This is a genomic window from Xanthomonas sp. CPBF 426 (genome assembly GCF_903989465.1).
Classification (GTDB): domain Bacteria; phylum Pseudomonadota; class Gammaproteobacteria; order Xanthomonadales; family Xanthomonadaceae; genus Xanthomonas; species Xanthomonas euroxanthea.
In genome coordinates, this window is sequence record NZ_LR861805.1 from 2,333,327 (window position 1) to 2,345,565 (window position 12,239).

The 12,239-nt window shown below is 64.5% G+C and carries 13 protein-coding genes; all 13 read right to left on the reverse strand.

Annotated features, from left to right (window positions below):
- Positions 1-57 precede the first annotated feature (57 nt).
- The 13 genes from H7A87_RS09965 to H7A87_RS10025 all read right to left on the reverse strand — a co-directional run bounded on the left by H7A87_RS09965 (position 58) and on the right by H7A87_RS10025 (position 12,177).
- The gene (locus H7A87_RS09965) at positions 58-1,581 is read right to left on the reverse strand and encodes an FkbM family methyltransferase (protein WP_119128787.1); all 1,524 of its coding nucleotides are present in this window, start codon (positions 1,579-1,581) and stop codon (positions 58-60) included.
- Complete coding sequence (locus tag H7A87_RS09970; protein WP_119128786.1) at positions 1,578-2,201, reverse strand: UDP-3-O-(3-hydroxymyristoyl)glucosamine N-acyltransferase; 624 nt, start codon at positions 2,199-2,201, stop codon at positions 1,578-1,580. Before H7A87_RS09970 ends, H7A87_RS09965 begins: the two co-directional genes overlap by 4 nt.
- Positions 2,191-3,336 carry an aromatic ring-hydroxylating dioxygenase subunit alpha gene (locus tag H7A87_RS09975; protein ID WP_104582695.1) on the reverse strand — a complete coding sequence of 382 codons (1,146 nt, stop codon included), beginning with the start codon at positions 3,334-3,336 and terminating at the stop codon, positions 2,191-2,193. Before H7A87_RS09975 ends, H7A87_RS09970 begins: the two co-directional genes overlap by 11 nt.
- A 13-nt stretch (positions 3,337-3,349) precedes the next feature.
- A complete protein-coding gene (locus H7A87_RS09980; protein ID WP_104648700.1) occupies positions 3,350-3,994 on the reverse strand; it encodes a NeuD/PglB/VioB family sugar acetyltransferase in 645 nt (214 codons plus the stop codon).
- Entirely contained in the window at positions 3,991-4,728 is a 738-nt protein-coding gene (locus H7A87_RS09985; RefSeq protein ID WP_119128785.1) for an SDR family oxidoreductase, read from the reverse strand. Before H7A87_RS09985 ends, H7A87_RS09980 begins: the two co-directional genes overlap by 4 nt.
- Entirely contained in the window at positions 4,725-5,489 is a 765-nt protein-coding gene (locus H7A87_RS09990) for an SDR family oxidoreductase (RefSeq protein ID WP_104648702.1), read from the reverse strand. Before H7A87_RS09990 ends, H7A87_RS09985 begins: the two co-directional genes overlap by 4 nt.
- Positions 5,486-6,526, reverse strand: coding sequence for a ketoacyl-ACP synthase III (locus H7A87_RS09995; protein ID WP_104582691.1), 1,041 nt, complete (start codon positions 6,524-6,526; stop codon positions 5,486-5,488). Before H7A87_RS09995 ends, H7A87_RS09990 begins: the two co-directional genes overlap by 4 nt.
- 5 nt (positions 6,527-6,531) lie before the next feature.
- Positions 6,532-6,756, reverse strand: a complete 225-nt coding sequence (locus H7A87_RS10000; protein ID WP_104582690.1) for an acyl carrier protein — start codon at positions 6,754-6,756, stop codon at positions 6,532-6,534.
- Between the two features lie 64 nt (positions 6,757-6,820).
- Positions 6,821-7,930 (reverse strand): DegT/DnrJ/EryC1/StrS family aminotransferase, encoded by a 1,110-nt coding sequence (locus tag H7A87_RS10005; protein WP_104582689.1) that lies wholly within the window; start codon positions 7,928-7,930, stop codon positions 6,821-6,823.
- Positions 7,931-8,049: 119 nt separating this feature from the next.
- On the reverse strand, positions 8,050-9,534 hold the full coding sequence (locus H7A87_RS10010; RefSeq protein WP_119128784.1) for a sigma-54 dependent transcriptional regulator: 1,485 nt from the start codon (positions 9,532-9,534) through the stop codon (positions 8,050-8,052).
- Positions 9,531-9,911 carry a response regulator transcription factor gene (locus tag H7A87_RS10015; protein WP_104582687.1) on the reverse strand — a complete coding sequence of 127 codons (381 nt, stop codon included), beginning with the start codon at positions 9,909-9,911 and terminating at the stop codon, positions 9,531-9,533. Before H7A87_RS10015 ends, H7A87_RS10010 begins: the two co-directional genes overlap by 4 nt.
- Before the next feature lie 8 nt (positions 9,912-9,919).
- On the reverse strand, positions 9,920-11,320 hold the full coding sequence (gene rpoN / locus H7A87_RS10020) for an RNA polymerase factor sigma-54 (RefSeq protein ID WP_119128783.1): 1,401 nt from the start codon (positions 11,318-11,320) through the stop codon (positions 9,920-9,922).
- A gap of 224 nt (positions 11,321-11,544) precedes the next feature.
- Complete coding sequence (locus H7A87_RS10025; protein WP_003482986.1) at positions 11,545-12,177, reverse strand: response regulator transcription factor; 633 nt, start codon at positions 12,175-12,177, stop codon at positions 11,545-11,547.
- Positions 12,178-12,239 lie beyond the last annotated feature (62 nt).

Sequence of the window (12,239 nt, forward strand, 5' to 3'; positions counted from 1 at the left end):
CCCCGCGTTGCGGGCGTCAGTCATCGCTCCATCTCTCAAGTCGTGAGTTTCCCCGGCTTACTCCGCCCAGGGCGGCGGTGCGGCACCGGCCACGGGCGATGCATACAAAACGAGGTCGTAGTAGTGGCCGGGAGAGTGCTGGCGTAGACGGAAGTGATAGCCATCGACCAGTTTGTCCAGTTGCTCCACGATATCCAGCAGATCCTGGGCGTAGTGGTATACACAAATGGCCATGCGGGGGCGCTGGGTACGGATGAGGTGAGATGCGCCTTCCAGTGCCCTGGCCTCGAACCCTTCGATGTCCAACTTCAGTAGCGTCAGCTTTTCCAGCTCGTCGTCCAGGCGTGTCGTAGCCACGGAGATTCCGCCATTTGGCGATACATGGCTGGAAACGGTGCCGGTCTGCTCGAAGCGCAGCGTCGTATGTTCGTTGGAGATGGCTTTTTTTATGGCCCTGAAGTTGTGCGGGGGAAGGGGGAGGGCGCTGGCGATGCCCTCCAATTTCTGGAAGTTGATGCTATCGGGTTCAAAGGCGGTGATGCTTTCATAATGATGGCGGGATGCTTCTAGAAACTTGTGCACGATAGGGCCCTGGAAGGCACCGCCATCGCAGAAATGTTCACGCCGACCCAGCTGGAATGTGCTGCTATCGGCGTATGTTGAAAAGTACTCGTTGATCGGTGTCGCCCAGCAATCCAACAGGAGGCTGGAGTTGTAGGTCAGGCGGAACAACAGGTTGCTGTAGAGGGTAAAGACGCTGAGATCGTCGTCCAGTCGATCGGCAAGACGCAGGAATTCGTCCAGGCGCGCAAGCGTCCGCTGACGGTATACCCGGGCAGGCTCGTATACGGCGGGCAGCCCACAGTGCGCAACGGCCAGGCAGGCATCCACCCTTTCAATGCCTGCTTGTTCGCAGAGCTTGCGGGCAAGGCCCGATTCTGCAGGGCTGTAGGAAAAGTCGATGGCCAATGCCTGGGGATGCTGGGCCGCTTGTTCAATGAACTGGCGCGAGCTCCAACGCGGCACGCCATGAACGGTGTCGCTGTCGCTTGGCTGGTCATCGACGGCGGCAATGACATGGCTGGAGCGCTGGACGATTTTTGGGCCATAAATCTCGCCAATGCCCGAGCGCGGATGGAGCAGAAAGAGGGGGCGTTGCTCGAAGCGTGGGATCAGCGGATCCAGGCAAGGCGCAATGCTCAGTTGCTCGATGCCCGCGCTGGTACAGAGGTCATTTGCAAACGCCCGACCGCGCGGGCTGCAAGAGAAATCGATAGCGATCGCATCGGCGTACTGCCCTGCCTTGGCAAGGAATTCCTGACTACTCCAGCGCGGTGCGCCGTGAATGCGGTCCAGGTGGATGCTTTGGTCATCAATCGCGGCAACCACATGGCGCAGGTCGGCAACGACGCTGGGGCCATGCACCACGCCAGCATAGGACTCGGGAGCGATGAGGAATGCAGGGCGGCCGGCAATCGCGGGCAGGCGCGCGATGACATCTTCGAGTACGGGGCGCTCCTGCTCCGCAATTCGGAGAATCTGTTGGCGAAGCTGCTCATTTCTTGAGCTCATGAACGTCATCTCTCGTAGGTGTGAATAGGGGCGTCGTAGCGGGCGTCGAAATAGGTCTTGGCAGGTACGTCCTCGCAGTAGACGCGCGGCCAGCCAAGTTCGCAGCTTCGTCCCACCTTGACGCCACCGCGCACGATGGCGCCAGTCCGCAGGATGCTATTGCCGCCGATCTCGACGCCCGCGCCGACGTGCACACCGTTCTCTATCCAGCATGACGATTTGACGCGGCATGCCGGTCCGAGGTGCGCGCCGGCATGGATGACGGTGTTGTAGTCGATCCTGCACCCGTGCCCGACGACGGCATGGGCACCCACGAATGCGTTGAGTCCGATGACCGTGTCAGCGCCGATGGTTGCGCTGGGGTGGATGAAGGGCTCCAGCTTGAAGCCACGTTCCATTGCTGCCTGCATCAATTCCATGCGCTTGAAGTTGCCGAAGCGTTCGTCGAAAGCCACAAACATGGCCCCTTCGGTCGGATTCAGCCCATCCAGCACGCCAAGATCGAACTCGTGTCCCGCGTCTTGTGGCACGTCGACCCTGATGACCGTCTCGTCCTGCCGCGTCTGCTTCCAGGCATGAAAGGCCAGGTCGAGGTAGTCGCTGCTGCCGATGATCCACCTAGATTTCATGTTCGGTCTCCATCAGCGTCGTGTACCAGCGTTCGACCAGGCGATTCATGGATTCATAGGCTCCCTGGGTAGGTAGCGGAGCGTCTGTGTGCAAGGCCGCCTGCACCCGCTCCATGATGTCCACGTCTTCACCTACCACCACCTTGCTGCCGTGCATCTGTGCCAGTAGCACTTGGCTGGAGGAACCGTAAGGCTGTTTCCTGCGTGCGCTAAACCAGTAGATTTCCAGGTCGGTCTGGTCCGGCGCGACGGGAATGTGGTGTTCCAGGGTGAAGGAATAGCCGCCGTTAGCACTGGCGATATGCAGGTTTGGGAAGGCAAGCCAGTTGAAGTAGGCGTCCTGCTTGCCCCAGCGTTCCACTTTCTCGTGCCAGCCAAAATGCTGAAGGCTGGGGATGGCGGCTTCCGGGCCGCCGAAACTGAAGCGGCGCATCTCACGCCTCAAGGCAGCGGGCGAGCTGTCTCGCAACGCTTCCATGGACTCCCTGGCTTGTTCCTCGTTTACCTCGGGAGTGAAGCTGACGCTCTTGGACAGTGTCTTGGGGTGGACGAAGCGCGGGTGATTGGCATCGCGAAGATTTTCGTAAGCGAGTTTCCAGTTGTACCGGCCACGCCACGTGGTCACCATGACCTCGGTGTCATAGGCATTGGAACTGCTTTCCAGCAAGGCGATGAAGTCTGCCGAAAACTGTTCCTCGATCGGCATCGGGTCGGGATCGAGGTTGACGAACAGCAGGTTGCCCACCTCGCGCAGGGCGAACTCCCGCAATTTCAGGCCGCGTCTTTCTTCCTCGTCGAAGCCATACACAGCCGCGCATTCGGGGATGTTCTCAACCCGACCGTCTGCGTCGTACTTCCATGCATGGTAGGGACAGACCAACGGGCGCTTTCCCACCGCAGTGGTCTGCAGCAGCGCGCTGCGGTGCAGGCAGACGTTCTCGAACGCGCGCAGGCGGCCCTGGAAGTTCTGGATCAGCACCGGAATGCCAGCGAGCCTGCGGGTGATGAAGCAGTTGTTGTCGGGCAGCAGCGTCTTCAGCCCGGCAAACAACCAGGCCTTGCGAAAGATCTTGCGCTGTTCGCGGGCGAAGATGTCCGTCGACAGGTAGTAGCTTGGGTGCATTCGCGATCGCATCGGCGCGGCTTCCTCAGGAATCCTTGTGGTAGATGATCCGGGCCGGGTTGCCGAACACGCTGGCGCCGGCCGGCACGTCCTTGACCACGACCGCGCCGGCACCGACCACGGCGCCGACGCCAATGTGGATGCCGGGCAGGATGGTGGCGTGCGGGTGCACGATGGCGCGCTCACCGATCCGCGCGCCGCCGCCGATGAAGGTCATCGCACCGATCTGCGCGTAGTCACCGACATGGACGTCGTGTCCAAGCATGGTGTTGGCGTGCACATTGGCGAAGTCGCCCAGCCACACGTCGGGGCTGAGCTGTACGCGATGGCACAGGAAGCAGCCCTGGCCGATGCGCACGCGCGGGCTCAGGAACGCACCGGTGAGGATCGGAATGAATTGCGCACCTTGCGCCAGCAGCGGCTGCGCATAGCGCTGGCGCGCATGCGGATCGCCGATCGCGCAGACGAAGCGCTCTTCGTCCCGCGGCTGGTACGCGAGCGGGCTGCCGACGATGGCCAGATCGCAGCCGTGGCCGTCCAGCATCTGCGGGCGCGTGTCGAGAAAGCCCACCGGACGCCACTGCGTTCCGCACGCCGGATCGCCCTGCATCTGCGCCAAGACCTCGCGACCCCATCCGCCGGCACCGATGATCAAGACCGGATGGGTCATAGGATCGAGCCGCCGTCCATGACCAGACTGGTCCCGGTGACCCAGCGGCTGGCGTCGGCCAGCAGGTAGATCGCGGCGTTGGCGACGTCCTGCGGCTCGCCCAGGCCCAGCGGATGCCGCGCCTTCTGCGCCTCGAGTTGGGCGGCGCCCCACATCGGCGTGACCACGGCCGAGGGGGAAATGCCGTTGACCCGGATCCTGCGCTTTGCCTGTTCGAGCGCCAGGCACTTGATGATGCCGATCAGGCCGGCCTTCATCGCCGAATACGGCCCCACGCCGCGCGTGCCAAGGTGCGCGGCAGTGGACAGCATGAACACGATCGAGCCCTGCGGGGCGATGGCGTTTGCCTGCAGCAGGCGCTGCGTCAGCATTACCGGAGCGAGGAAATTGACCGTGTACATCTCGGTCATCGCCGCCTCGGTCAGCTGCCGGATCGGGCAATGCTTCTGCATGCCCGCGCAGTGCACCACGCCATGCACCGCCGCGCCTGCCGAGACAACCAGCGCCTCGCGGTCGGCGGCGCTGGTCAGGTCGCCGAGCACGCCGACATGGCCCGTGCCCTGCAACTGCGCCTGGGTCTGCGCGAGGCGGTCCGTGTCGCGGCCGGCCAGGATGATGCGGGCGCCTCGCTGTGCGCAGGCAATGGCGATCTGCCGGCCGAGCCCCGACGACGCTCCCGTCACCAGGACCGTCTTGCCCTCGAGCGAGAACGCAGTGCGTGCCGGTGTAGTCATGCGTAGATATCCATCGGCACCGTGAGGCCGCCGTCCACCACGAAATAGGTACGCGTGATCCAGCGGCTCGCATCGGCCAGCAGGAACGTGGCGGCGTAAGCGACATCCTCCGGCTCGCCCATACCCAGCGGTGTCAGTTCGAACAGCCCTTCCATGTTGCCGCCGCTGCCCTGCAGGCCGTCCAGCAGCGGTGTGCGCACGTAGCCCGGGGCGATACAGTTGGCACGGATTCCGTTCTTGGCAACTTCCTGCGCCAGCGATCTCACCATGCCGAGCAGGGCACTCTTGCTGGCCGCGTACGCGCTGCTCGCCATTGGCCCGATGTGCGAAGCGACCGAGGCGACGAACACCAGCGAGCCATTTGCGGCGATGCGCTTCTTTGCCAGCAGGCCGCGTGTCAGCAGCATCGGTGCGAACGTGTTACTGGAGAAGATGGTGTCCAGATGCGCCCGGTTGACCAGGCGCAGCGGCACCAGCCGGGAGATCCCGGCCGCATGTGCCATCCCGTCCAACACGCCGACCTCGGCGACCAGACGGTCGATGTCCTCCTGCCGGTCCAGGTCTGCCGCGATTGCCATGTGGCCGTCGCCTGGCAACGCCTCCAGGGTCGACGTCAACCGCACACGGTCACGTCCGCTGATCACCAGCTGGGCACCCAGCTCGGCGCAGGAAATCGCGATCTGGCGGCCGATACCCGAGGAAGCGCCGGTGACGAGGATGCGTTTGCCGGCAAGCGCGAAGGGGTCGGGAGCAATGCTCACGATTCGATGAGATCTGGAAAAGTGGCCCCTTCGATGTCGAGCAGGCAGGTGCCCCACGACAGCCCGATGCCGAAGCCGCATAGCAGCACGCGCTTGCGCCCTGATTCCAGGTCCTTGTTGATGCGTGCGGTCATGGTCACCGGCAGCGAGGCGCCACTGGTATTGCCGAAGTCGCGCAACGTCGAGGGCACCTTTTCCACCGGCAGGCCGAGCTTCTTGCGGATGGTCTCATTGATCATGCGGTTGGCCTGGTGGAAGACGAAATAGTCGATCTCCTCCTTGGACACGCCCGCATATTCAAGCAGCTTCTGCACTGCCGGCGGGATGCGCTGGGTGGAGAAGCTCAGCACTGCCACGCCGTCCAGGATCAGGTCCACGCCACGCTTCCAGGCACCATCCGCCTCGTCGCGGTACGGCACCAAGTGCTGGATGCCGACCGGTTCACGGTGGCCGCCCACCGGCAGGATGATCGCCCTGTAGCCGCTCCCATCGCTGTTGAGGTCGAAATGCATCGGCGGCGCGTCGGCGCTGAACTCCAGCGCGGTGGCGGTGCCGGAATCCGAGAAGATTGGATCTTCCAGCGTGGCACTGCGGTCACCGACCAGCAGCAGGCCCTTCTTGACGCCGCCGGCGGCGATCATCGAGCCGAGCAGGTTGATGCCGAACGGGTAGGCCGAGCAGCCCAGGTTGACGTCGAAGGCAACCGTGGCGTGCGACAGCCCCAGCCGGTCCTGCAGGATGATCGCGGTGGCCGGGATCGGATAATCCGGCGACTGGGTCACCACGATCAACGCATCGATCTCTTCGCGCTTCCACTGCAGCTTTTCCAGCAGCACCTGCGTCGCATCGAAGGCCATGTCGGAAAAGCACTGCCACTCCGACGCCATGCGGCGCGTCTCGATGCCGATGTTGCGCACCAGCCGCTCGCGCTCGGAGCGGATCTGCGGCCGGCAATCGGTGAGATTGGACACGACCCGCTTCGGCACGCAGGTCGCCATGCCGGCGAAGCGGACGTTGTGCAGCGTGGAGGTCGGCATGCTGCTTACGCCTCGGTCAGTTTGTAGAGATCGCCGACGGTGACGGCGGCGGTCAGGTCCTCGCCGGTGATGGTCTTGCCGTACTCCATGTCGAACATCACGATCACGCCCAGTGCGGCCAGCGAATCCCATTCCGGGAGTTCGAGTAGCACGGTGTCGGCGGTGACCTCGACCGGCTCCTGGAAGTCGGTGGCGGCGATGAAGTTCTCGATAAACGTTGCCTGGGTCATGCGATCTCGCCTGGTTGCCTGTTGAAGATGCGGGAGTCTGAAAAAAGCGTGCAGCGGGTTGCCGTCATGTCGCCTGTTGCCTGGCGATCAGATCGGCAATGGTATCGACCTGGTCGCGGGTCAGGCCAGGAAAGATCGGCAGGCACAGTACCTGTGCGGCCACCGAGCGCGCGACCGGCAGCCGTGCCGGCGCCGAGGAGGGCAGGGCGCGATACATCGGAAAATCGCTGATCAACGGATAGAAATAGCGCCGTACCAGGATGCCGTGCTCGCGCATCAACTGATACAGCGCATCGCGCGACAACGGGTAGTCGTCCTGCACCAGGATCGGAAAGTACGCGTAGTTGGCACTGGCATGATCTGGCCGCGCCACGCAGCGCACGCCGCGGATATCGCTCAGGCGCTGCCGATACTGCGCGTCGATGGCGCTGCGCTGGGCAATGGCATGGTCGATGTGCTTGAGCTGCAGCAGGCCGAAGGCCGCGCTGATCTCATTCATCTTGCCGTTGATGCCGGGTGCCACCACCGTGGTTTCATCGACGAAGCCGAAATTCTTCAGATGCCCGATGCGCTGGTAGGTGCGTTCGTCGGGGCAGACGATGGCGCCACCTTCGAAGGTATTGAATACCTTGGTGGCGTGGAAGCTCAACGCGCTCAGGTCGCCGTGACGCAGGATCGAGCCCCCCTCGTCGCGCACCCCGAACGCATGCGCCGCGTCGTAGATCACCTTGAGGTTGTAGATGTCGGCGATGCGGGTGATGGCGGTGGTGTCGCAGGCAGTGCCGTAGCAGTGCACCGGCATGATGGCGGTGGTCTGGGGGGTGATGGCCGCCTCGATCTTGGACGGATCCATGTTGAGCGTCACCGGGTCGATATCCACGAACACCGGCGTGATGCCTTTCCACAACAGCGAATGCGCAGTGGCCACGAACGAGTAGGGCGTGGTGATCACCTCCCCGGTGATGCGCAGCGCCTGCAGGGCGGTGATCAACGCGGTGGTACCGTTGGTCAGCAGGGCCAGGTGCGGCACGCCCAGGTACTCGCACAACGCGCGTTCGAAGGCGCGATGCATGTCACCCCCATTGCTGACAATGCGGCTGTCCCAGATCTGCTCCAGGTAGGGCAGAAATTCTTCCAGCGGCGGCAGCAGCGGACTGGTGACGGGGATGGGCATCAATGCCTCGGCAGGTGCTGGTGAATGTCGGGATTGCGCCGCAGCCGACGGCTGCGGACGGTGTGATCCTGCTGAAGCAAGTGCCGTGCCAGCAAGCGGGGCCAGGAATGCGCCCCCGCTCAGTTCGCCAGCTCGGTCTGCTCGCGATCGATGCCGTACTTGCGCAGCTTTTCCACCAGCGTGGTGCGGCGCAGGCCGAGCAGCTGCGCTGCATGCGCCACCACGCCCTGGGTGCGTTCCAGCGCCTCGTTGATCAGCGCCAGCTCGATGTTGGCCATGTGGCCCCGCAGGTCGATGCCGTCGTCGGGCAGGCTGGAGCTGGTCGCCGGCTCGGCATCGGCGGTCGCAGGCTGCAGGGTCACGACATTGCCCGGCAGCGCGACGGCTTCGACGGGGGCGGCAACCAGTGCCGGCTCCGGCACGGGCTCGACCGCAACGGCCGAGGCAAAATCACCGCGGTAGCGTGCCGGCAAATCCTGCACGCGTACCAAACCGCCTGGATGCAGCACCGCCAGGCGCTCGACCAGATTGGTCAGCTCGCGTACGTTGCCCGGCCAGTCGTAGCTGCGCAGCGCCTGCAGGGCCTCGTCGGCAAAGCGCACTTCGCCGCGTCCGGTGCGTGCCAGTTGCCCGGCGATGGTCTGCACCAGCATGGCCAGGTCGTCGACGCGTTCCCGCAGCGCCGGCATCTCGATCGGGAACACGTTGAGGCGATAGAACAGGTCCTCGCGGAACTGGCCGTCGCTGATGCGGGTTTCCAGGTTGCGGTGGGTCGCGGCGATCACGCGCACGTTGCAACGGATGGTCTGGCCCCCGCCGACGCGCTCGAAGCTGCGCTCCTGCAGCACGCGCAGCAGCTTGACCTGCATCGGCAGGCTCATGTCGCCGATCTCGTCCAGCAGCAGGGTGCCGCCCTCGGCCATTTCGAAGCGGCCCTTGCGGGTGCTCAGCGCGCCGGTGAAGGCGCCTTTTTCGTGGCCGAACAGCTCGCTTTCCAGCAGGTCCGGCGGGATCGCACCGCAGTTGATCGCCACGAACGGTCCGTCGCGCCGTGGCGAATGCTGGTGGATGGCGCGTGCCACGACCTCCTTGCCGGTCCCCGATTCGCCCAGCACCAACACCGTGGTGTCGAAGGCGGCCACCTGGTCGATCAGGCGGCGCAAGCGGGTCACCGCCTCGCTGTTGCCGGTCGGGCCGGTGTCCTGCTGCACGCCGGCCTGGTGCTCGGCATCCAGGCGCTTGAGGCTGGCACGGCGCAGCAAGGCTTCCAGCTGTGTATGCCGCAGCGGCGTGTCCAGCGTCCAGACATTGGCTTCGTGCAGGCCGTGGGCCTGCGCAAACGCGCTCGGGCTGCCTTCCATCAGCAACACCGGTGGCGGCAGCTTGGCATCGGCCAGCCAGTCGAAGAACTTGTCGGCCTGTGCGGCATCCTGCGCCGAGCCCACCATCACCGCCATCCACTCGTCATGGCGATGGCGGCCAGGATTGATGTCGGCGCCGTCGGTGACCCAGCGTGGATTGAAGTCCATGAACTCGAGCAACGAGACGGTGCGCTCGGCGCGCACGGCATCGCTGTCAATCAACAGAATGCGGGACTCACTCATTCCTGGCTCCTTACCGTCAGGCCCTCCAGGATTGGCATGACTTCCTGGATATAGGACAGCTTGCTAACAAAATTGTCAGCACCCGCGCGAAGAGCGTGTTCACGATGCTCTGCATCGTCGAAGTGGCTCGCGATGACAATATACGGCGGATCGTCCTGCGTCTTGATCAGACGCGTTGCCTGCAGCCCGCCCATCTCCGGCATGGCCAGGTCCATCAGCACGACATTGGGGCGCAGCGACTCAGAGCGCTCGATCGCTTCCAGTCCATTGGCGGCACTGCCCACGATATCGAGCCACTCCACTTTGCGAAAATGACGCATCGCAGCGTTGATGAAGCCCTCGTGGTCGTCGACCAGCAGCACGGTGAGTTTGCTCATAGTAATCCTTATCCTGCCCGGGCAAGCGGCGGTTTGTTGGTGCGGCGGCGCTCGCGTGCCGGGGCGATGTCGAGTTGTTCGCGGTACTTGGCCACAGTGCGACGGGCAATGTTAACGCCCTGGCGCGACAACAGCCCGGCGATGGCTTCGTCGGCCAGCGGCCGGCCGGCCGGCTCGCTTTCGATCAGTCGGCGCACCATCGCCTTGACCGCCTGGCCGGAAACGCTGGCGCCTTCCAGGCGCACCGCAAAGAAGTGCTTGAGCTCGAAGGTGCCGCGCGGGGTCTGGATGTATTTGCCGGTGGTAATGCGCGAAATCGTCGATTCGTGCATGCCGATCTCATCGGCGATTTCCTTCAGCGTCAGCGGTGCCATCGCTTCCTCGCCGCGCACCAGGAACGTGGCCTGGCGTTCGACGATGGCGCGCGTGGCACGCAGCAGGGTCTCGTAGCGCATCGACAGGCCGCGGGTCAGCCAGCGCGCTTCCTGCAGCATGTCGCGCAGCGGCTGGGCGGCGTCTCCGGCCTCGGCCAGTGCACGCTCATGCACGGGATTGATGCTCACCCGATGGGTGGTGGCCGGGTTCAATGCCACCCGCCAGCTGCCGTCGGCATGCCAGGCGAGCACGTCCGGAATCACGCTGGCGTTGCTTTCCTGCAGCAGGTCATCGCCGGGGCGCGGTTGCAGCGACAGGATCAGCCGGACCGCCTCGCGTGCATCGTCCACTTCGGCATCGTGCGCGCGCGCCAGCAGCGGATAGTCGTGGCTGGCCAGCAGGTCCAGGTCGCCGGCAAGGATGCGCGCGGCCAGATGACGCGCCGGCACACGGCCGGGCAGGGCGGTCAGCTGGGCCTGCAGGCACTCGCGCAGGTCGCAGGCGGCCAGGCCGGCCGGGTCGCCGTGCAGCAGGCGCTGGCGGACCGCTTCCACTGCCTGCACGGTCATACCGAGACGGGTCGCGCCGAGCTGCTGCAGCGTCGCCAGGGCTTCGGTCAGGTAGCCGGCGTCGTCGGTCTGCTCCAGCCAGAACGCGGCGGCCCCCAATGCGGCCTCGTCCAGGTCCAGCGCCAGCTCGCGCAGGATGCGCACGTGCGGGTCGGTGGATTCACCGGCTGCCACGCGCTGCATGCGGTCGTCGTCGCCATCGTTCCAGCTGCTGCTCGGCACGTCCCACATCGTGCTTTCCGGCAGTTCGTCGAAGGCGGCGACATCGGAGGCGCCATCGTCGCTGCTCGCGACGGCGTCGCTGTCGGCCAGCTCTTCCAGCTCCAGCAGTGGATTGGTTTCCAGCGCGCGACGGATTTCCAGTTCCAACTGCATGCCGTCCAACTGCAACAGACGGATCGACTGCAGCAACTGCGGGGTCAGGTGCAGTTGCTGGCCAAGCTGGGCGGAAATGGTCGTCTTCATCGAAGCGCTTCCGGAAGGCGCCGCACGTGGCAGCGATGGAACGCATCTTGCAGGACAAGGTGACGGGTTTCTAATCAGGGAATCGCGTGAGGCAATTCGTGATTTTCCTGACAGCGCGTGGGGAATTCCCCGACGTACAAGACGGACTCAAGCGTGCTCGCCGGAATCCCGTCACTGTTTTGGTCGCTGGCGGCCGTTTCCGGTCATCGCCCGGCTGCCGGCCCTCAGACCAGTTCGTTGTGATGCTTGGCCGCCAGCAACACCAGATCGTTGGCACGCCGGCAACCGAGCGATTCCATCATGCGCGCGCGGTGGGTCTCCACCGTCTTGACGCTGATGCCGAGGTCGGCGGCGATTTCCTTGTTGCTCTGGCCGCGGCCGATCTCGCGCAGGATCTCGCGCTGGCGCGGCGACAAGGCGGCAATGCCGACCGGTTTTTCGCGGCCCAGCATCGGCGCGATCATCTTGGACGAAATCTGCGGGCTCAGGAACACCTGGCCGGCCGCCGCTGCACGCAGTGCCAGCTCCAGCTCCAGTGGCGCGGCATCCTTGACCACGAAGCCGACCGCGCCGCGATCCAGCGCATCGCGCACGTGCACCGGGTCGTCGTGCATCGACATCATCACCACGTGCGTACGCGGCGCAGCGCGCAACACATCGGTCATGGCATCCAGGCCGCTGCGGCCGGGCAGGGACAGATCCATCAACACCAGATCAGGCCGGTGCAGGGATGTCATGTCCAGGGCTTGCTGTGCGTTGCTGGCCTCACCCACGACATCGATGCCGGCGAAGGTTTGCAGCAGCCTGGACAAGCCGGCACGGACAAGGGTGTGATCGTCGACGATGATGACTCGCACGGCGCAGAAGAGACCTTTTTCAGTAAAGGGCACCTTAGCCGACCCGGCGCCCCGCGCCAACA